Below are 19,992 nucleotides of genomic sequence, written 5' to 3'. Positions count from 1 at the left end.
TGACCGGACCGGCGCGTCGCCTGCCCCGTCCTCCAACGAGACTCACTTGAAATCCCACGCCATCTGCTCGGCCACCGAGGTGGCTGCCGACGAGCGCACACAAACATCGAGGTAATCGGTGACGGGCGGCGGCGGCGAAGTGCCTTCGCCCAGCAGGCGATGGTTATCGAACACGTAATCGAGCGAGGCAAACGCGCCATAGCGACGCAACGCCTTGGCCATCAACCGGCCGTTGCCATTGCCGAGTTGGCGCGAGAGCGCCGGTGTCAGCCGCTCGATCTCTGCGTCGCCGATATGCCGGAAGCGCTCGCCCAGCGGTGCCACACCGCGCGCTCGGGCAAGCGCCGCTTCGATCTCGCGAATCGTGCGCGTCGACGACTGCCCCGCCGACACGTGATACAGGTCGTGGCGTAAGCGCGGCAGAAATGCCAGATCGATCAGCGCGTCGGCGCAGAAATCGACCGGCACCACGTCGAGCCGGTCATCGAGACCGCACGTGAACGCACCCAGCAACTGCACCATGCGGAACATCCAGAAGATGCTGCCCGACGGCTCGCAGCCGAGTTTGGTATGCCCCACGACAATCGACGGACGCGCAACCACCAGCGGCAGCCCCGGCCATTCGCGCCGCAGCCGCGCCTCCGCTTCGGCCTTCGACGCCGTGTACGGCACCAGTTGATGATCGGCGCGCGCCAGATCGTGCGACTCCTTGACCACGCCTGACAACGCATCGCCGCAGGCCATGGCCGTGCCCACATACACGAAGCGCTCCAGCACCGGCGAAGCGGCCACGGCGCGCGCGAGCGCCAGCGTGCCCGCGACGTTCACGGTATCGAGTTGCGGGTGCGCCGAGAACGAGGCGATGGCCCCCGCGTGGATCACGTGGGTCACGCGGCGCATGCGATGGTCGTCGTCGAACGAGATCGGTTGCGCGAGATCGCCGCAAACGATGTTCGCTTCCGTGAGCGAAAGCCGGTGTACCGGGGCGACGCGAAACCGGTCCATGGCGGCACGCACGCGCGCAAGGCCGTCGGAACTCGTGCGCGCACGCACCAGCAGCAACAGCGACGGGCCGAAGCCGTCTTTGAGAAGTTGGGCGACGACGGCGCCGCCCACAAAACCGGTACTGCCGGTGACGAGAATTCGCATGGCTTTTGCCTCGCAAGGCTAGGAAACTGGACCCAACAGGACCACCGCACTTCACACGAGTACAGACGCTCAGAACGTGTAATCGAGCGTGGTGGCGACCTGATAGTTGGTCTTGTTGAACACGATGGGACTCTTCGATGCGTTACCGGTGTAGCGAATCAGGCCGCCGGCAACCGTAGTGCTCCAGTGCTTGTTGAACTTGTGCGTCCAGTTCGCCGTGAGGCTCACGCCGTATAGGCCGCCGCCGACGGCATACTGCCGATAGCCGGAATTCAGACTCTGGTTGGCCGTCACGCCGAAATACGTCTGCGCATACTTGCCGCTGGCAAAGTGCGCCGTTGCGCTCACGCCCACCGAGTCTTCGGCCGTCTTGAACAGCAAGCTGTCCACCGCAAAGCGATAGACATTGCCGCGATCGCGGTTAGAGAGCGGAATATCGGTCGCGACGCTCACAACGGCCAGATCGCCGATGGCGTAGCCGGCTTGCAGCGTGGTGAACACCGAGCCCTTGATGTCGCCCATGCCGCGCAGCTTGTCCGACCCCGAGTCGAGCCCCTTCTTCTGGTCCTTTCGGCCGCCGTCGTACGACAGCGCGGCCGACACGAAGAAGCCCGCCGGCAACGACAGCCGGTAGCCGATGCCGCTCAACCCGACGAACACGCCAAACGGCGTTTGCAGCGCCAGATTCAGCGCGGGCGTCACGCGGTATTCATTGCTGCCCATGTAGCGCGGCGAATAACCGACACCGCCCCCCACCGTGAACTCGTAACCGCTTTCCGGCGCCTGCGTGGGCAGGCTCGCGTCGGGCTGGATGCCGCTGTAGCGGCCCGGGTCGACGGCGAACGCCTGCGGGGCGACACCAGCGAACACGACACCAGCAGCGCTCAGTGCAGCAACGCGGGGAAACAGGCGGAGATAGCGCGCATAGCGGAGATGGCGGAGATGGCGAAGGGGGCGGTTTTTCATTGGATTCCTACAAATTATTGGAAGATTGCAGCCGGCGAACACGACGAAGCGAGATGAATCAAGACGAACGGACTGCAAGGTGAACGCATGGTAGGCGCGAACCGGCGGCGTGACTGTTATTCGATTTAGGAGAGTTGTGAACAAATGTTTTCAATTGTTCGCAGGTTTGAAACGCCCGCCGGGCGGGGCTCCCGGGCAGTAGAATGCGCTTCACGGGAGTGCCGCCCAACATTGCGGCACAGCACAACAGGAAAGGAATACGGCCATGTACCGTGTCTTGCTCGTCGAGGACGATGCGCGGCTTGCCGCACTCGTCACCGAATATCTGCACGCTTATCGATTTGAAGTGACGGTGGTGGCCAACGGCGCGCGGGCGCTGGAGCGCTTTCGCGCCTTCTCGCCCGACGTCGTCATCCTTGACCTGATGTTGCCCGGCATGGACGGCATGGAGGTCTGCCGGCAGCTTCGCGCCGTCAGCGCCACGCCCATCCTCATCCTGACGGCACGCGAAGATACCTACGATCAGGTCGCCGGACTGGAAGTCGGGGCCGACGATTACGTCGTCAAGCCGGTTGAACCACGGCTGCTGCTGGCACGCCTGCGGGCGCTATTGCGCCGCGCCACGCCGCTTGCCGAGATCGAAGAACCCACCGAAGACGGTCTCGCGTTCGGCCAGTTGCGCATCGTTCCGCGCGACCGCATGGTGTTCTGGCGCGGCTTGCCGGTGGAGTTGAAATCGAACGAATTCAGCCTGCTGCTGATTCTGGCAAAGGGCGCCGGGCGCGTGGTGACCCGCGACGAAATCCTGCAACAGCTGCGCGGCATCGAATTCGACGGCATCGACCGCACCGTGGACGTGGGCATTTACCGGCTGCGCAAACGCTTCGAAGATACCGATGGCGAGCCGCAGCGCATCAAGACCGTCTGGGGCCGGGGCTACCTTTTCAGCCCGTCGGCTTGGGAGAGTTGATTCATGTTTCGCATTCTTTTGAAGCTGTACGCGCTGGTCGCGCTCGCCGTGGTCGCGGCCATCCTGCTGATCAACAACACGTTCGGCTTTTTCTTCTACGACATCCTGAACCGTTCCGCGCAGAAGCAATTGGGCGCCTACGTCTGGCTCATCAACCAGTCGCTCGAAAAGCTGCCGGAATCCGAGTGGCCGGCGTTCATCGCGACGTTCGAATCTCACGGCAACGACAAGATCGACATCAAGCCGCTCAAAGGCCTGCCGCTGCCGTTCGAATATGCCCGTAAGGATCTCGAAGCGGGGCTCGTCGTCGCCAACGGCATCGACGGCGATCACTACGCCGTGCGCCTGCGCAACTCCGACTGGGTGCTCACCTCGGCCACCGGCACCGACCTGAATCTGCGCCAGATCAACTACCTCGCCTACACGCTGGTCGCGCTGCTGATCCTGCTCGCCGTGCTCACATGGTCGCGCTGGTACTGGACCGACGTGCAGTCGCTCAACCGTGCAGCTTTGCGTTTCGGCGAAGGCGATTTCAGTTCGCGCGCCCGTGTCTCCCGTTTCTCGAATCTGGCCGCCCTCGTGCGCGTGTTCAACACGATGGCCGATCGCATCGAACGCTCGATCACCACGCAGAAAGACATGATCAATGCCGTGTCGCATGAACTGCGCACGCCGATCGCGCGGCTCGACTTCGGGCTGGAAATCCTGCAACAGCGCCGCCACGACGCCGATGCCGACGATCGCATCGTCGCGCTCAAGGGCGACATTCGCGAGCTTGATGAACTGGTGACCGAGCTGCTCTCGCTCGCCCGTCTCGATCAGATCACCGCGCCGCCCACGCGTCACAGCGTGTCGCTGCGCCTGATGTTCGACAGCCTCGCCGCCAATTGCACCGAAGTGCTGGCGTCGCGCTCGATTGCGCTCGATATCGCGGCAGAACCCGGTGCCGACTGCGTCGAAGTCGAACCCAAGCTGCTCGCCCGCGCCGTGCAGAACCTGCTCAACAACGCCATGCGCCATACCTCGCGGCGTATCGTGTGCGGTGCGAAAACCTGCGACGACGGCGGTGTGATGATCTACGTCGACGACGACGGCGAAGGCGTGCCCGCCGAAGACCGCGCGCGCATTTTCGAGCCGTTCCACCGTCTCGACAGCAGCCGCAACCGCGCCACCGGCGGCTTCGGGCTGGGGCTGGCCATCGTGCGGCGTATCGCACTGCTGCACGGCGGCAAGGTCGGCGTGGAGACTTCGCCACTCGGTGGCGCCCGCTTCACCATCACCCTGCCCGGCCCGAACACGATCTGAGCGGCAAGCATTGCAGGACCTCTTTCGGATGACGATCGATTGTCATGTTGGCGACATGTTGGCCGCTTAACCTGACGGCTCAATTGAATCCCAAAGAGGACTCCTGTAATGAAACCCAACTTCCGCATTGCGGCGGCGGGGTGCTGCCTGGCTTTCGCCAGCAGCCTGCCCATGCCCGCCTTGGCCCAGTCAAACGTTCAGCTCTACGGGCTGATCGACTCGGGTGTCGAATTCCTTACCAACGCCGACAAGAACAGCGCCGGCAACACCGTCAGCCTCTCCCGCGTCACCTCGGGCAACCTCGCCGGTTCACGCTGGGGTCTCAAGGGCTCCGAAGACCTCGGTGGCGGCAACAAGGCATTTTTCCTGCTCGAAAACGGCTTCAACCTCGGCAACGGCACGTCCCTTCAGGGCGGTCGCGAGTTTGGCCGGCTGGCTTATGTCGGTTTGTCGAACAACGCCTTCGGCGCGGTCTCGATCGGCCGTCAGGGCGGCGTGTTCCTTGACTGGGTGAGCAAGTTCAACCCGCTCAACAACGCCGTGTACGCCATCAAGATGCAGGACACCGCGTTCTCGGATCGTCTGGACAACAGCCTGCGCTACACGGGCAAGTTCGGCGCCTTCGAAGCGATGGTGCAGTACTCGAAGGGCTACGACGACGTGAGCTTCGGTGCGTCCAGCACCACGCCGGGCGACAACCGTCGCGCGCAAGTGGTCGACGCCGGTCTGCGTTACGCCAACGGCCCGCTGTCGTTCGTGATCGCTTACGACCAGAAGAACGGCGGCTCGGTGCTCCCGAACGCTGCGCTGACCGCCAAGGTCGGCGGTTATGAAGGCAACGTCGATCGCCGCATCGCCGCCGCCGTGCAGTACTCGCTGCAAAGCGTCGACCTGTATGTGGGCTACCGCTACCTGAACGCCAAGGCGATCCACCTCTCGGCCCTGAACAAGAGCCCGGTGGAAGCCTCGAGCTACTACTGGCTGGGTACCACGTGGCACGCCACGCCGGCGCTCGATCTGTCGGCCACGGCCATGTACCAGAACTTCTACGGCACGAATCGTGACCCGTTGTCGTTCCAGGTCAGCGCCGACTACAGCTTCTCGAAGCGTACCGACGTCTACGTCAACATGGGCTACGTCGTGAACCGCAACGGCTCCGACCTCGGTCTGAACGGTTTCGGCACCAACGTGGTGGCCGGCAAGAACCAGTTCGGTACGATGGCCGGCGTCAAGCACGTGTTCTGATGAAGCGCGACACACGCCCGTCGTACGGCGAGGTGTCGCCGGCAAGCATGGCAAGCAGCGGGGTTCATCTCTCGCTGCGCGCGCTGCACCAGACGTTTGGTGCAGCGCGCGTGCTTGACGGCATCGATCTCGATGTTCCGGCCGGCACCACGACCGCCTTGCTGGGACCGTCCGGCTGCGGCAAGAGCACGCTGCTCAAACTGCTCGCAGGACTGCTCGCGCCTACCGGCGGCGAAATCCGCTTCGACGACACCGTTGTCGCCAGCGACACCGTTTGCCATTCGCCCGAATTGCGCTCGCTCGGCATGGTCTTTCAGGACTATGCGCTGTGGCCGCACATGACCGTGGCGGCCAATGTGGCGTTTCCGCTTGAAATGCGTGGCGTAAAACGCGCCGAGCGCGCTGAGCGTGTGGAAGAAGCGCTGACGCTGGTCGGCCTCGCCGGTTACGGCACGCGCCGGCCGCAAGCGCTTTCCGGCGGCCAGCAACAGCGTGTCGCACTGGCGCGCGCCATCGTCTCGGCCCCTCGCCTGCTGCTCTTCGACGAACCGCTATCCAACCTCGATCGCGATCTCCGCACGCGCCTGTGCACCGACATCGGTGCCCTGCTCTCGCGTCTGGGCACCACGGCTGTGTACGTGACCCACGACCGCGAAGAAGCCGAAGCGCTGGCCGATCAGATTGTGATCCTCGCCCACGGGCGCGTTGACAAACGTATTACGAGGTAGCCCATAATGCTCCACCGCAAAATTATCGCGACACTCACCATGGCCTTTGCTGCAAGTGTCGGCGCACAACACGCCCATGCGCTGACCGTCTACACCGCCGGCCCCGGCAACCTGAGCAAGAAGCTTGCAACGGGTTTCGAGAAGAAGACCGGCATCAAAGTCGATGTATTTCAGGCCACTACCGGCAAGGTGATGGCACGTATCGAAGCCGAACAGGCCAACCCGCGTGCCGACGTGCTCATCTCCGCCTCGTGGGACACCGCACAAGACCTCGAAAAGCGCGGCTGGCTCGCCCCGTTCCAGAGCGCCAACGCCGCCCGCGTACCGGCCCCGTTCAAGACGACGCATTACGTCGCGCAGGGCCTCTCGGCGCTCGGTATCGTGTGGAATGCGAAGTCGGGCACGCCCGAGCCGCACGACTGGCGCGATCTGACCAAGCCCGCGTATCGCAACCTTGTGACCATGCCTGACCCGGCCCTCTCGGGCGCGTCGGCCGACTTGCTGCTCGGTCTGCAAGCGCGTCTGGGCGGCGAAGCGTGGAAGCTCTTCGACGATCTGAAGCAAAACGGCATGGTGGTGTCGGGCCCGAACGCGCAAGCGCTGAACCCGGTGCTGCAAGGCGCGAAGGCAGCCGTGTTCGGTGCCGTCGATTACGTGGCTTATGCGGCAGCGGCAGGCGGTGAGGCCGTGAAGGTGATCTTCCCGACGAGTGGCACGGTGATCGCCCCGCGTCCGATGATGATTCTGAACACGTCGAAGCTGCAAAGCGAAGCGCGTCAGTTCATCGACTACGTGCTCTCCGACGAAGGTCAGCAACTGGTGGCGGAAGCGTGGCTGATTCCGGCACGTGAAGACATTGCCATCAAGCGCGCCTCGTTCAAGGATCTGCGTTTGCTGCCGCAAGGCGACGCACAGTCGTCGAGCGCCTCGCGCGCGGAAGTGCTGGCCCGTTTCGCGAAACTCAACGGCCAACACTGACCCCACGTGAAATCGTTCCGACTTCTCCCGACGGCGACGGTCGCAGCCCTCGCCGTCGTGGTGGCATTACCGGTCGCGTTCGTGCTGTTGCAGGCCATCTTCCCGCATCTCGCACAGGGCTCGTTCGCCGCGCCCTTCTCCGCCGTCTGGCCGACCCTCGCGCATGACAGCACGTTGCCGCTCATCGGCAACACGTTGCAGCTCGGGGTGTCGGTGGCACTTGGCACAGCACTCGTAGGCGGCGCCCTCGGCGCGGTGCGCGGGTTGTTCCATGTGCCGTATGCGCGGGTGTGGGATCTGTGTTTCCTGCTGCCGTTTCTGGTGCCGCCGTATCTCGCGGCGCTGGGCTGGATGCTGTTGCTGCAAACCGGCGGTTACGCGCAGCAGCTCACCGGGCTCGATGCCGGACGCTTCCTCTTCTCGCTGCCGGGCCTCGTCTTCGTGATGACGCTCAACATCTTCCCGGTCGTGTACTTCGCCGTGTCGCGCTCGCTGGCCACCACGGGCTCGCGGCTGGCCGACGTGGCACGCGTGCATGGCGCGTCGGCATGGCGGGCGTTTGCGCGCGTGACGCTGCCGCTGGCACTGCCGGCGTTTGCCGCCAGTCTGCTGCTCGCGTTCACGATGGCCATCGAAGAGTTCGGTGCCCCTGCCGCTTTGGGGGCACGCGCCGGGTTTTCGGTGCTGGTCACGTCCATCGAAGGCCGCTTTGCCGACTGGCCCATCGACTTGCCGGGCGCATCGATCCTGTCGGTGGTGCTGGCAACGCTGGCCTTGCTGGCGTTCGTGTTCCAGCACCGGTTGTCGGCTGGCAAGGACTTCGAGACGCAAACCGGCAAGCCCATTGCTTCACCGCCGCGTGCGTTGGGGCGCTGGCAACTGCCTGTGATTGTGGGGTTCGGTTTTGTGGCGCTGCTGGCCACGGTCGCGCCGCTGTTCTCGATTCTCGCGACGGCCTTCTCGGGCACGCTCTCGGGCGGGCTGTCGATGGCGAACCTGACGACGGCACATTTCGCTTCACTGCTGGGTCAGGGGGCCGAAGGTGTCGAAGCGTTGCTGACCAGCTTGTCGCTGGCACTGGGCACGTCGCTCGTCACAGGCGTGCTGGGCTTCCTGTGTGCGTGGTGCGTGGTGAAGTCGACCATGCGCGGCCGCGTGCTGATCGATGGCTTGTCGCTGTTGCCCCATGCGCTGCCGGGCATCGTCGTGGGTGTGGGCCTGATCCTCGCGTGGAACCTGCCGTTCTGGCCGGTCACGCCGTACAACACGTGGGGAATTCTGTTGCTCTCGTACAGCTGCCTGTTGCTGCCGTATCCGGTGCGTTACACGAGCGCTGCGTTGCGTCAGACGGCGGCTTCGCTGGAAGCTGCTGCCCGCGTGCACGGGGCACCCGCCGGCGTGGCCCTGCGCCGCATTACGCTGCCGTTGGTGATGCCCGCGCTCGCGGCGTCGCTGATGATCGTGTTTGCGATTGCGTCGCGCGAGTTGGTTACGTCGTTGCTGCTTGCGCCGAGCGGCGTGCAGACAGTGTCGATCTTCGTATGGCGACAGTTCGAGCAAGGCTCGATCGGTCAGGGTATGGCGATGGGCGTGGTCTCGATGGCGGTGAGCGGCACGTTGCTCATGCTTGCGTCGCGCCTGACCGGCAAACCGGCCAACGCCTGACGTTTATCACTTTGATGTCTTGATGCACGAGGGCGCAGCCATCCGGCTGCGCCCTCGCTTTTTCCCTTCCTGAATCGTCAGGCCGCCACAGCTTCACGCTGCACGTCGACCTCGTCATCCACCGAGCTGAGCATCAGGTGCTCGAAAGCGCCCAGCGATGCCTTCGCGCCCTCGCCTACCGCAATGACGATCTGCTTGAACGGCACCGTCGTCACATCGCCGGCCGCGAATACGCCCGGAATCGACGTGGCGCCCTTTGCATCGACTTCGATCTCGCCGTGACGCGACAGGGCCAGCGTGCCTTTGAGCCATTCGGTATTCGGTACCAGACCGATCTGCACGAACACGCCTTCCAACGCCACCGTCGTCGTTTCGCCCGAGGCACGGTCGCGATACACCAGACCGTTCACCTTCTGGCCGTCGCCGACGATTTCCGTCGTTTGCGCATTCATCAACACACGCACGTTCGGCAGGCTGCGCAGCTTGCGCTGGAGCACTTCGTCAGCGCGCAGTTGCGTGCCGTATTCGATCAGCGTGACTTCCTTGACCACACCGGCCAGATCGATCGCCGCTTCCACACCCGAGTTGCCGCCACCTACGACGGCCACGCGCTTGCCCTTGAACAGCGGGCCGTCGCAGTGCGGGCAGTACGCCACGCCGCGATTACGGTAGTCGCGCTCGCCCGGCACACCGATTTCGCGCCAGCGCGCACCAGTGGCCAGCACGATCGCGCGGGCCTTGAGTACCGCACCGCTGGCGAGACGCACTTCGTGAATCTTGCCGGGCACCAGCGCGGCGGCGCGTTGCGTATCGATCACATCGACGTCATATGCCTTCACGTGCTGTTCGAGCGCGGTGGCAAACTTCGGGCCTTCCGTGTGCGTGACCGAGATGAAATTCTCGATCGCCATCGTGTCGAGCACCTGACCGCCAAAGCGCTCGGCCACGACGCCCGTCGTGATGCCTTTGCGCGCCGCGTAGATCGCAGCGGCCGCACCGGCCGGGCCGCCGCCGACGATCAGCATGTCGTAGACCGGCTTGTTTTCAAGCGCTTTCGCTGCCCGTGCGCTCGCACCGGTATCGAGCTTGGCGAGCAGTTCCTTCACGCTGGTACGGCCTTGCGTGAACGACTCGCCGTTGAGATACACCGTCGGCACGGCCATCACCTGACGGGCTTCGACTTCGCCTTGGAACAGCGCGCCGTCGATGGTCACCTGCTGAATACGCGGGTTGATGAGCGCCATGACGTTCAGTGCCTGCACGACTTCCGGACAGTTCTGGCACGACAGCGAGATATAGGTTTCGAAACGGAAATCGCCGTCGAGCGCGCGAATCTGTTCGATGGTGTCGTCGTCGAGCTTGACCGGATGGCCGCCCACTTGCAGCAGCGCCAGTACCAGCGACGTGAATTCGTGCCCCATCGGCAAACCGGCAAAACGGATACGCGGTGCCTCGCCCGGTGCACCGATGGCGAACGACGGACGACGCTCGCCGGCGTCATCGCGTGCCACGACGGTGATGCGCGTCGAGAGCGGTGCGATCTCGTCGACCAGCGCTTTCATCTCGGCCGCCTTGGGGCTGTCGTCGAGCCACAGCGCGATCTCGATCGGGCGCGTGACTTTCTGGAGGTACGTTTGCAACTGGGCTTTGAGGTTCGCGTCCAACATGGCGTGTCATCCGTCTCGATAGGGTGAACAGGGGCAACCGCATCAGCCGGAGGCTGGCGATGGCAACGTAGTTATTCGGGGGAGGTGCCGGCACACCCGGTTCAGGGGGGACAGGTGCGCCGGCGGGGCGCCGCGCTGTGACGAGCGCGGCGTTTGCTGCGGTAAAACTTAGATCTTGCCGATCAGGTCGAGCGACGGGCTCAGCGTTTCAGCGCCCGGCGTCCACTTGGCGGGGCAAACTTCGCCCGGGTGAGCGGCCACGTACTGGGCAGCCTGCACCTTGCGCAGCAGTTCGCTGGCGTCGCGGCCGATGCCGTTGTCGTGGATTTCGCACAGCTTGATCTCGCCTTCCGGGTTGATCACGAACGTGCCACGCAGGGCCAGACCTTCTTCTTCGATCAGCACGTCGAAGTTGCGCGAGATGGCGAGCGTCGGGTCGCCGATCATCGGGTATTGGATCTTTTGGATCGTGTCCGACGTGTCGTGCCAGGCCTTGTGCGTGAAGTGGGTATCGGTCGACACGCTGTAGATCTCGACGCCCAGCTTCTTGAATTCTTCGTAATGGTCAGCCAGATCACCCAGCTCGGTCGGGCACACGAAGGTGAAGTCGGCCGGGTAGAACACCACAACCGACCATTTGCCCTTCAGGGTGTCTTCGGTCACGGTGGTGAAATCGCCATTGTGGTAAGCGGTGGCTTTGAACGGCTTGATCTGGGTATTGATGATCGGCATGTCGTTGTCTCTCTGACTGGGTGGAAAGTGTTGTCAGTATGCCGAATGCTATCAATCAATAGAAATTGATTATTGAAATCTATGAAATAGGCGGAGGCTATCGCGCTCGATAGCCTCCGCCCGTGTGCCTCGAAATATCGGCCTTTCGGCGATCAGTCTTTCGGATAGCGGACGGCGCGCACCTTGCCGCTCATACCGCCGCCGCAGAAGAAGCGATCGATGCCGTTGTATTCCAGACCGCTGACGCCGATGCCGTCCGGCATCACCACGCGCGCCAGCACTTCGCCGCTGACCGGGTCGACGTGGCGCAGTTCGCTCTCGTCGTTTTCCCACGTGCCGTGCCAGAGCTCGTCGTTGGCCCACGTAATGCCGGTGACGAAGCGGTCCGACTCGATGGTGCGCAGTACACGTCCGGTCGCCGGGTCGAGTTGCAGGATCTTGCGGTCGCGGTACTGACCGACCCACAGGTGGCCCTCCGCCCATGTCAGGCCCGAGCTGCTTCCGCTATCGGGCGCAGGGATCGTGTGCACGACCTTGCCCGTCGCCGGGTCGATCTTGTCGATGCGCGATTCGGCGATTTGATAGAGGTGTTTGCCGTCGAACGCGGTACCGGCGTCGCCCGGCATATCGAGCGTGCGGCGGACTTCGCCGTTTGCCGGGTCGAAGGCCACCAGATGGGGGCCGGTCGATGCCCAGACGGATTGGCCGTCGTAGGTCACGCCGTTGATGCGGTCGGCGCCATTGAAGGGGCCGTATTCACAGAGGATATCGGCCGCGCTCACGGTAGGGGTGGAGGTGCGGGCGCGTTGTTGGGGTTGGCTCGTCATGGTGGACTCCAGTTGTCGGTTCGTCGATTCGTCAGTGCTTCGGTTCGTCGGATCACTTACCCGGGCCCGGGGGTGCGACTTCACTTTAGCTAAACGACCACGCAGCAGGGAGTAACAATATCGTCGTGAATTCGGTCAGCGGCGGCGACACCCAGCGTCGCGCTCTGGCCTGCCCGACGGCGCGGACTCGCCCCTCGTCATGCAGTGCGGAAAGGGCTCGCTGCACGGTGCGCTGATTGACGCCGAGCGCGAGGGCAATGGCGGACGTGGACCACGCCGCGCCATCGGTGAGTAACGCGATCACCGAAGCGAATTCGCCGTCGATCGGTGGCACGAGCACGGCAACCGGTCGTTCGTCGACGCTTCGCAGCACGAAGCCGCGCCCGGTTGCGTCGATCGTCGCTACGCCTTTGAGTAGCGCGCGAAGACGGCCGATTTCCACACGCAGACGGGCACGGTGGGTATCGTCGATATCGCCGGACCGCCGCAGTCCGAAGGCTTCCGCAATGAGGGTCTCGCGAGCCACGTCAGCCGGCCACGCCTGCGCCAGACACCGGATCAGTGAAAAAAGCACCGGCCGCCGCGCCAGTGGCCGCCACGTGTTTCCCGCACTCACGCCGCGCCGGCAAGCGTCGACCACCAGCGCACCGGACTTGAGCAAGCGGGCGACATCATCCAGACCCAGTACCTGCTCAGTGTCCGGATGCCAGAGACGCGCGACCGGCCGTGCCAGCACCGTGCGCACGTGTTCGACTTCGGCGCTCAGCGCGGGCACGTTCGCAATGCCGGCGGCGGCTTGTGCCCGCGCAAGTGCGGCATGAGCGTTGTCGATGCGCAGCGAGCGAAGGGCGAATTCCGTGGCAATGAGTTCGAAGACTGCGACAAGGCGTGCGGGAGCGTCATGCGCCTTGATTTCGTAGAGCGCTTGCGCGGCGGCGTCGAGTCGGCCGAGCAGCAGCAGACGACGCGCCATGACCAGACGGGCGAGCATCGCGTTGGCGGCATCGGCATGCGTGTCGAGCGTGGCAGCGGCGGCTTGCACGGCGCGAAGCGAACCGCTGAAATCTCGCGTGGCGAGGGCGATCTCGGCGTCGGCGACGATGCAACGCGCGCGTGCCATGGCCTCGTGCGTGCCGAAGCGGCGCGCGGCGCGTTTGAGCAACTCGCGGGCACGTGGGTATTCACCCAACTGCGCCATGGCGATACCACGCAGCGCGAGCGCAGGCGGGTCGTCTCGCAGCGCAACGCGCTGCAAAGCACCCAACGGGTCACCGGCGGCCAGTGCCCGGGCGGAGGCAGCGATCAGGGAGTCCATCGCGGGATATTACCTCGCCGATGGCGCGGCCTTGGGCCGCGTCTACCGTGTCGCAAAAGATTCCGCTGGCGAACACCGTGCGCCGGAGCGAGCTACCGCGTGCGCGTCAATGCGACGTACCCGACGGATGGGTTCGCGTCCCTTCCTGATGCGTGTATGGATTCGTATTGCCTTTGGTCGTCCAGTTGTTATTGAACTTCCCGTCAGGCGACGACCGCTCATGCGAATTCACATGCGTACCGTTTTGACGCGTGTAGCCACTGACATGGGAGCTGCTCATGTTGGCACCGGTCCCCGGTGAACTGCTGTGACTTCCCGAGTGACTGTGCCCGCCCCCACCGCCGCCGCGTGCGAATACGGCCATCGAAACAGACGCCAGTACCACGCCAAGAATGATTCGCTTCATTTTTATCCCCATAATCTTTTAGTTTTTTAATCTCGCCAACTTGCGCACTTGCCATTGTCTTTGCGATAGCCCGGACCACCCCGACTGCCGCATCCACCGCGTGCGCCTGACCTTCTGCCCGAATAGCTGCGCGACCCGCCTCCCTTGGATCGACCACGCACCTGCAACATATCCGAGGGCGTCGCCATCGACGGCAACGTTGAAGAAAAATGCGTAGGCAGCGATGTGGATTGGGCTTGCGCCGATGACGAGACACTCCATCCCGTCAATAGCAGCAGACTGGCAATGGCTGCCGACATCCCCGTTATTTTCATGTTTTCCTTTTTTCTATTTATATGGCAATGATGAACAAATCACTTCATCCATTTAAACCAATGGAAAACGAATAATAACTTAGTTAACCAAAGCATCATGATAATCGGCAAGTCGAAATTCACGGCACGCCCCCAGCCGCCTTAGAATGTATCTTTCCACGGAGACGGCCATGACTTCAGCATTGCTTGTGATCGATTATCAACGCGGTCTGATCGACGGCGAACCGCGTCCGGGCGACGCCGAGCGAACCACGGAAAACATCAATGCGCTGATGACGAACGCCCGCCATGCCGGCGTACCCGTGGTACTGATTCAGCATGAGGACAACAAGACGTTGGTGCGGGATTCGTCGCCGTGGGAACTGGCGAGTGCATTGGATGCAGGCGCAGGCGATTTCCGCATCGGGAAACGTACGCCGGACTCCTTTCTCGGAACGGAGCTTCAGCCGCTGCTCACTTCACTGGGCGTGAAGCATGTCGTCGTGTGCGGCTATGCGAGCGAATTCTGCGTCGACACCACGGTGCGGCGGGCCGCCGCGCTGGGCTACCCCGTGACCATCGCGGCCGACGCGCACACCACGCACGACAAACCGCATGCCACCGCCGCGCAGATTCGCGAACACCACAATGCCACGCTGTCGGATATCGGAAGCTTCGGCCCTAAAATTTCCGCCGTTCCCGTGGCATTGCTGGATTTCAACGCATTGATCTGAGCGCGATCAATACCCGCTGAGCACCGCAAACGCGAGCGCCCCGCCCGACAGGATCAGCAACACGACGAACAGCGGCAGGATGAACTTCAGCCACTGGCCGAAACCGACGCGCGCCGTCGCCAAGTAGGCCAGCAACATCCCCGACGTCGGCGTAATCATGTTGGTCAGACCGCCGCCCAACAGGAATGCCAGCACCGACGTCTGCGGACTCACGCCCGAGAGTTGTGCAATCGGCCCGATAATCGGCATGCTCACCGCCGCCTTGCCCGAAACCGACGGAATGAAAACGTCCAGCGCCATCTGCACGCCCATCAGACCATTGGCCACGGCCACCGCCGACTGCCCGCGCACCATCTGCGTGAAGTCGTTGATCAGCGTATCGAGCACGTAGCTGCCATGCAGAATGATCTCGACAGACGCCGCCAGGCCGATCAACAGCCCCGCAAGCATCATGCCCTTGAGCCCTTCGACGAACGCATCCGCGGCCGTGCGCGAATCGAGCCGCCCCACCACCGCCGTCACGAGACTCGTCAGCACATAGAACGCCGACAGCTCCAGATTGCCCCACTTCAATTCACGTGTGCCGTACACCAGCATCGCCGCCGCCACGGCCAGCACGAGCAGCGTGGCCTTGTGACGCGTGGAGAGTCGCGCATGCAGATGCGCCACTTCCTGCATATGCGCCCGCGCCTCGGCGAGCCGATAGTCGCTGCGATACACGTGCCAGAGGAAGTACGCGATACCCAGCGCAAGAAAGACGACGAAGATGGCCACTCGCAAGCCCAGCCCCGAGAACAACGGCAGGCCGACCAGCGGCTGAGCCACCGCCAACGCGAGCGGGTTGGTCACCGACGCGATGTAGCCGATCTTTGCGGCGATTGCCACCAGCGCCACGGCAAACAGATTCGACAGCCCCAGACGGCGCGTGAGCACCATCACCATCGGAATGACCACGAGGTATTCCGAGATAAACCCGAGCAACGTGCTGCCCAACGCAATCAACACCATCAGCAACGGTGCCAGCACGTACATGTTGCCCGAGGTCAGTTGCAGCAGCCGATCGATACCGGCATCGATGGCCCCGGTCTTGCGCATCACCCCGAACATGCCGCCGACAAACATCACCATGAAGATGAGCGGCGCGTTCTTCACCAGCCCCTGCGGCACCGAGAGGAACGCCGACACCACGTTGGCGGGCTGCGCCTGCTCCGGCGTGCTGTGCGTCGCCTTCGGTGCGACGAGCATGCCGACATCGTGCGTCTTCGGCACCACCTGATACGTGCCCGGCACGACCAGTTTGCCCGCGCGTTCGAAGCGGCCCGCATCGACCCACCACGTCATCGCGACGGCCATGATCAGCACCCACAGCATCATCACCACAGGGTGCAGCATCTTGCCGTGCGGCTTCTCTTCGCGACCGGCGGCACCGTCGCCGTGATCGCCGCCGCGCGCGGTGTCACCCGGACGGTCCGGCGCAGAAAGTGATGCGGAATGGGAATGCCCGTCGACGGGCGTCGGCGCTAGCGCTGTCATGAAAGTCCTGCCTGTTGTCTCGTTGTGTTTGTGAAATGACGTCGCGCTGCGCCTTGCCGAGTGCCTGACCCGCGAAGCTAGTCAGGCCCATCGGCCATCTGCCGCGCTATGCCACCCGATTCGCGGGGTGCGCGGCGTTCGACGCGTCGGTATTTGCTGTCCCGGGCGCTGCACCGGCATAGCCCAGCTCCGCCGAAATCTGGCGGCTGCACGCTTGCAGGCGCTCGAGATAATCGGGAATCTCGATGCGGCTGATACGCGCCTCGGGCCCCGAGATCGACAGCGCCGCCACCACGTCGCCCGACACGTCGCGCAGCGGCACGGCAATCGCCACGGCACCGCTCGTCACTTCGCCCGCGCTCATCGCATAGCCCTTGCGCGCCACACCCGCCAGCTCCTCGGCAAACGCCACCGGCTCGACGGCGGTCGGCAAGTGCTTCATGCGGGCAAAAAACTCGTTGCGAATCGCGTCCTGTGCAAACGCCAGCAACAACTTGCCGGACGCGCCCGAAATGATCGAACGGCGATTGCCCACTGCGCCGACCGAGCGCACCTGATGCGTGGTTTCGCAACGGGCGACGCACACCGTCTCGAGCCCTTCGCGCACGCGCAGCACGATCGTCTCGTTGATCGACTGATTGAGCGCGAGCATGTACTTCTGCGCGGCCCGCACGAGAATGTTCTGTTGCGACGCGGCCACCCCGATCACGAATGCCTGCGGCCCGAGCGCGTACGTCGTCGTGCGCTCGTCCTGCAACACGAAGCGGTTGTGCTCCAACGTGCACAGCATGCGATACGTGCGTGATTTGTTGATGCCCAGTCGATTGGACAACTCGGTCACGCCGAGCCCCGGGTGCTCGGCCACCAGCGAGAGCAGCTTGAGGGCGCTGTCGACGGAATCGACGATGTAGTTCATGAGATTTCCTTCGGGCTTAGCTGCGCTCGCACCCAATGGGCCAGCGCAGCAGTGAACGTTTCCAGATTGCGCCCGAGCGTATCAAATCCGGCGTGCTTCACAAAGCGCGCCTCGTCCATGTAAAGCGCCCGGTTGATCTCGATCTGCACGCTGGAGCGGCGCTTCGCCGGATCGCTCACCGCCGTGAGCAGGTCACCGCCCTGATACGGCGTGTTCACCAGCACGCGATAGCCGAGCCCGCGCAATGCCTCCGCCACCCACGCCGTGAATGCCGGGTCGGCGGTCGTGCCGAGCCGGTCGCTCACGACCATATCCGGGCGCTGCGCCCCTTCATCCACATTCATCGCATTGCCGCGCGACTTCATCGAATGACAGTCCACGTGCCACAACGCGCCGTGCTGCGCGACCGCAGCATCCGCAGCGTCGGTGAGGGCACGGCGGTACGGCAGGTAGTACGCGTCGAGACGATGCTGCACCTCGGCCACCGTCAGCTTGCGGTCGTACATCGGCATGCCCGGCAGCGCATAGCGGCGCAGCAGGCCCATACCGCGCGCCGAGTACTTCTCCGGCGCAATGGCGCCCGGCCACGGCGCATCTAGCATGTCGGCGTCGATATCGGTCGCCGCGCGATTCGCATCGATGTACGTGCGCGGAAACGTCGCGCCGATCAGCGTGCCGCCATGACGCGGTACGCAGGCCCACAGTTCATCGACGAAGGCGTCCCATCCCGAGAGCAACGCTTCGTGCGGCGCAATCGTGCCGAAGTCGGCCGGCATCTCGATGCCGCTGTGCGGCGAGTCGAACACGATCGGCAACGACTCGCCCTGAGCGCGCATCACGAAGCACGCCGTGTTGTTTTCTTGCGTCACCATCGAAATTTTTTCCAACGTTCTGTTCACCACTTCGCGGCCAGAAATCGCCTGCCTCAACCGCTTCAAAATGGTTTTGTTTTATTTATTAAAACAACGTATTAAAAATTAAGCCTCAAAAAATTTGGCCGGTCAAGCACCCTCGATATCCTTTTTGTCCGGCCATCGATGCCATCGCGCACCGAGGCCCCGCCCAACATGCCCGTAGATTGGATGTTTCAGTGATTGAAATGATGCAGCCGGCGCACTGACATGATCGTCAGGCCGTTAATTTTTTCTCCCCCGTTGACGACTTCATACCCTCGAAACGATAATTTTCAAAACATCGTTTTAATCATTAAAACATTCGAATCAATTACTCAAAAACACCCGGAGGGGGGATATGAATCACAAGGCATGGTCAGTCGCACGTATGGCGTTTCTGGGCTTGGGCACGGCCGCAATCAGCGCATCGGCAGCCGCGCAATCGAACGTCACGCTCTACGGCTTGATCGACAGCGGGGTGACTTACGTCAGCAAGGTGGCAGGCCCGAGCGGCACAACCACAGGCAACCGGTTCAGCGTGGATAGCGGCGATCTCCAGCAGTCGCGCTGGGGCATGAAGGGGACCGAGGATCTGGGCGGCGGCCTGAAGGCCTTGTTCATCCTCGAAGGCGGCTTCTCGGTGGCCAACGGCACGGCGGGTCAGGGCGGGCTGCCGCTCGGCCGCACGTCGGTCGTCGGCCTGTCGAGCCCCTACGGTACGGTGCAGTTGGGCCGCCGCAAGGATTACATCGATGAAATCGCCACGTGGTATTCGAGCGTCTACAACTTCGGCGTCTTCATCAACGGCGTGCACGACAACAACCTCGACCGGGTCGGCGGCAACCGTTCGAACAACTCGATTCGCTACGACTCGCCCGACTTCAACGGCCTGACCGCCAACGCGACCTACGGCTTCGGCGGCACGCCCGGCTCGATGTCGACGGGCCAGTCGCTCGGCTTCGGCGCCAACTACAAGTACGGCGGCTTCGGCATCGGCTTCGGTTACTGGCAGTCGCGTCTGGGCACCGGGACGGCCGCCACCAACACGTCGAGCGACGTGGGCGCCAGCTCAGGTGCCGGCTGCGATCCGGCTTACGGCAATTCGGGGGATGTGTGCATCCGCACGTGGATGGTGGGCACGAGCTACAAGTGGGACAAGGCGCGCGTCTACGCCTCGTGGTCGCGCACGCTGCAACCGCTCGCACGCTTCAGCGGCACGTCGGCACCGTTCGCCACCACGTTCACCAGCGCGGCGAGCACCGGTGCATTTGCCGCCGCAGGCTCGAACAACAGCGCGACCAACGTGTTCGACGTGGGCGTGAACTACTGGGTGCTGCCGAACCTCGAGTTGGTCGGCGCCGTGCTGCATTCGCGTTACACGTTCGTTGGCGCGCCGGATACTGGCCGTCTGCTCCAGTTCAACGTCGGGGTGGACTACTTCCTGTCCAAGCGCACCGACATCTACTCGTACTTCGCCAATCTGCGTGCGTGGAACATGTACAACCCGGGCATCACCGGCGGCGCACCGGGACGCGATGCCACGCAGAGCGCCATGACCATCGGCGTGCGTCACACGTTCTGATCGAAGCAACGCAATAAACGAAAAAAGCCGCGCCCTGCAACGGGGTGCGGCCCGGATGCCTGCACGAGCGCGAGCGCGTGCGGGCATC

17 protein-coding genes are annotated in these 19,992 nt (G+C 63.5%); 8 read left to right on the top strand and 9 right to left on the bottom strand.

All coding sequences use genetic code 11. The features are described from left to right. Positions 1-42: 42 nt before the first annotated feature. A complete protein-coding gene (locus PIN31009_RS06165; RefSeq protein WP_150683513.1) occupies positions 43-1,149 on the bottom strand; it encodes an SDR family oxidoreductase in 1,107 nt (368 codons plus the stop codon). Between the two features lie 69 nt (positions 1,150-1,218). Beyond that, positions 1,219-2,115, bottom strand: a complete 897-nt coding sequence (locus tag PIN31009_RS06160) for a MipA/OmpV family protein (protein ID WP_150789693.1) — start codon at positions 2,113-2,115, stop codon at positions 1,219-1,221. Positions 2,116-2,380: 265 nt separating this feature from the next. Between PIN31009_RS06160 and PIN31009_RS06155 the strand changes: the two genes are divergently transcribed. The 6 genes from PIN31009_RS06155 (at position 2,381) to PIN31009_RS06130 (ending at position 9,006) form a co-directional block, all read left to right on the top strand. Beyond that, positions 2,381-3,085 (top strand): response regulator, encoded by a 705-nt coding sequence (locus tag PIN31009_RS06155; RefSeq protein ID WP_058375593.1) that lies wholly within the window; start codon positions 2,381-2,383, stop codon positions 3,083-3,085. Between the two features lie 3 nt (positions 3,086-3,088). After that, positions 3,089-4,390: an ATP-binding protein gene (locus PIN31009_RS06150; protein ID WP_064674982.1), complete on the top strand. Its 1,302-nt coding sequence runs from the start codon at positions 3,089-3,091 to the stop codon at positions 4,388-4,390. A 108-nt stretch (positions 4,391-4,498) separates the two neighbouring features. Then, entirely contained in the window at positions 4,499-5,635 is a 1,137-nt protein-coding gene (locus PIN31009_RS06145; protein ID WP_150683511.1) for a porin, read from the top strand. Then, positions 5,635-6,363, top strand: coding sequence for an ABC transporter ATP-binding protein (locus PIN31009_RS06140; protein WP_246185533.1), 729 nt, complete (start codon positions 5,635-5,637; stop codon positions 6,361-6,363). Before PIN31009_RS06145 ends, PIN31009_RS06140 begins: the two co-directional genes overlap by 1 nt. A 39-nt stretch (positions 6,364-6,402) precedes the next feature. Continuing rightward, positions 6,403-7,341 (top strand): ABC transporter substrate-binding protein, encoded by a 939-nt coding sequence (locus PIN31009_RS06135; protein WP_237171978.1) that lies wholly within the window; start codon positions 6,403-6,405, stop codon positions 7,339-7,341. Between the two features lie 6 nt (positions 7,342-7,347). Further along, positions 7,348-9,006 (top strand): ABC transporter permease, encoded by a 1,659-nt coding sequence (locus tag PIN31009_RS06130; protein ID WP_150789692.1) that lies wholly within the window; start codon positions 7,348-7,350, stop codon positions 9,004-9,006. 77 nt (positions 9,007-9,083) lie between these two features. On the opposite strand, the gene ahpF is transcribed toward PIN31009_RS06130, so the two are convergent. From ahpF to PIN31009_RS06110, 4 genes are all read right to left on the bottom strand, one after another. After that, positions 9,084-10,673: an alkyl hydroperoxide reductase subunit F gene (ahpF, locus tag PIN31009_RS06125; RefSeq protein WP_150789691.1), complete on the bottom strand. Its 1,590-nt coding sequence runs from the start codon at positions 10,671-10,673 to the stop codon at positions 9,084-9,086. 168 nt (positions 10,674-10,841) lie between these two features. Further along, positions 10,842-11,405, bottom strand: a complete 564-nt coding sequence (ahpC, locus tag PIN31009_RS06120) for an alkyl hydroperoxide reductase subunit C (protein WP_058375599.1) — start codon at positions 11,403-11,405, stop codon at positions 10,842-10,844. 152 nt (positions 11,406-11,557) lie between these two features. Continuing rightward, entirely contained in the window at positions 11,558-12,232 is a 675-nt protein-coding gene (locus PIN31009_RS06115; RefSeq protein WP_150789690.1) for an outer membrane protein assembly factor BamB family protein, read from the bottom strand. Positions 12,233-12,317: 85 nt separating this feature from the next. Then, on the bottom strand, positions 12,318-13,547 hold the full coding sequence (locus PIN31009_RS06110) for a helix-turn-helix domain-containing protein (RefSeq protein ID WP_150789689.1): 1,230 nt from the start codon (positions 13,545-13,547) through the stop codon (positions 12,318-12,320). Positions 13,548-14,437: 890 nt separating this feature from the next. Between PIN31009_RS06110 and PIN31009_RS06100 the strand changes: the two genes are divergently transcribed. Further along, entirely contained in the window at positions 14,438-14,980 is a 543-nt protein-coding gene (locus PIN31009_RS06100) for a cysteine hydrolase family protein (protein WP_150789687.1), read from the top strand. Between the two features lie 6 nt (positions 14,981-14,986). Here the strand turns inward: PIN31009_RS06100 and PIN31009_RS06095 are convergent, their stop codons facing one another. From PIN31009_RS06095 to PIN31009_RS06085, 3 genes are all read right to left on the bottom strand, one after another. Next, positions 14,987-16,513, bottom strand: a complete 1,527-nt coding sequence (locus PIN31009_RS06095) for a YfcC family protein (protein ID WP_150789686.1) — start codon at positions 16,511-16,513, stop codon at positions 14,987-14,989. A 106-nt stretch (positions 16,514-16,619) separates the two neighbouring features. Beyond that, the gene (locus tag PIN31009_RS06090; protein WP_150789685.1) at positions 16,620-17,429 is read right to left on the bottom strand and encodes an IclR family transcriptional regulator; all 810 of its coding nucleotides are present in this window, start codon (positions 17,427-17,429) and stop codon (positions 16,620-16,622) included. After that, positions 17,426-18,301, bottom strand: a complete 876-nt coding sequence (locus tag PIN31009_RS06085; protein WP_150789684.1) for an N-formylglutamate amidohydrolase — start codon at positions 18,299-18,301, stop codon at positions 17,426-17,428. The genes PIN31009_RS06090 and PIN31009_RS06085 overlap by 4 nt, the downstream gene beginning before the upstream one ends. Before the next feature lie 379 nt (positions 18,302-18,680). Between PIN31009_RS06085 and PIN31009_RS06080 the strand changes: the two genes are divergently transcribed. Beyond that, complete coding sequence (locus PIN31009_RS06080; protein WP_150789683.1) at positions 18,681-19,904, top strand: porin; 1,224 nt, start codon at positions 18,681-18,683, stop codon at positions 19,902-19,904. Positions 19,905-19,992 lie beyond the last annotated feature (88 nt).

Origin of the sequence: Pandoraea iniqua (assembly GCF_902459685.1) — a bacterium.
Taxonomy (GTDB): Bacteria; Pseudomonadota; Gammaproteobacteria; order Burkholderiales; family Burkholderiaceae; genus Pandoraea; species Pandoraea iniqua.
Note: the sequence above shows the minus strand (reverse complement) of the source record. Positions and strands in the feature narration are given on the sequence as shown.

Coding starts and splice junctions, on each gene's coding strand:
- PIN31009_RS06080 (WP_150789683.1), top strand. CDS start 18,681: ATGAATCACAAGGCATGGTCAGTCGCACGTATGGCGTTTCTGGGCTTG.
- PIN31009_RS06090 (WP_150789685.1), bottom strand. CDS start 17,429: ATGAACTACATCGTCGATTCCGTCGACAGCGCCCTCAAGCTGCTCTCG.
- PIN31009_RS06140 (WP_246185533.1), top strand. CDS start 5,635: ATGAAGCGCGACACACGCCCGTCGTACGGCGAGGTGTCGCCGGCAAGC.
- PIN31009_RS06160 (WP_150789693.1), bottom strand. CDS start 2,115: ATGAAAAACCGCCCCCTTCGCCATCTCCGCCATCTCCGCTATGCGCGC.
- PIN31009_RS06135 (WP_237171978.1), top strand. CDS start 6,403: ATGGCCTTTGCTGCAAGTGTCGGCGCACAACACGCCCATGCGCTGACC.
- PIN31009_RS06095 (WP_150789686.1), bottom strand. CDS start 16,513: ATGACAGCGCTAGCGCCGACGCCCGTCGACGGGCATTCCCATTCCGCA.
- PIN31009_RS06100 (WP_150789687.1), top strand. CDS start 14,438: ATGACTTCAGCATTGCTTGTGATCGATTATCAACGCGGTCTGATCGAC.
- PIN31009_RS06115 (WP_150789690.1), bottom strand. CDS start 12,232: ATGACGAGCCAACCCCAACAACGCGCCCGCACCTCCACCCCTACCGTG.
- PIN31009_RS06145 (WP_150683511.1), top strand. CDS start 4,499: ATGAAACCCAACTTCCGCATTGCGGCGGCGGGGTGCTGCCTGGCTTTC.
- PIN31009_RS06165 (WP_150683513.1), bottom strand. CDS start 1,149: ATGCGAATTCTCGTCACCGGCAGTACCGGTTTTGTGGGCGGCGCCGTC.
- ahpF (WP_150789691.1), bottom strand. CDS start 10,673: ATGTTGGACGCGAACCTCAAAGCCCAGTTGCAAACGTACCTCCAGAAA.
- PIN31009_RS06150 (WP_064674982.1), top strand. CDS start 3,089: ATGTTTCGCATTCTTTTGAAGCTGTACGCGCTGGTCGCGCTCGCCGTG.
- PIN31009_RS06085 (WP_150789684.1), bottom strand. CDS start 18,301: ATGGTGACGCAAGAAAACAACACGGCGTGCTTCGTGATGCGCGCTCAG.
- ahpC (WP_058375599.1), bottom strand. CDS start 11,405: ATGCCGATCATCAATACCCAGATCAAGCCGTTCAAAGCCACCGCTTAC.
- PIN31009_RS06155 (WP_058375593.1), top strand. CDS start 2,381: ATGTACCGTGTCTTGCTCGTCGAGGACGATGCGCGGCTTGCCGCACTC.
- PIN31009_RS06110 (WP_150789689.1), bottom strand. CDS start 13,547: ATGGACTCCCTGATCGCTGCCTCCGCCCGGGCACTGGCCGCCGGTGAC.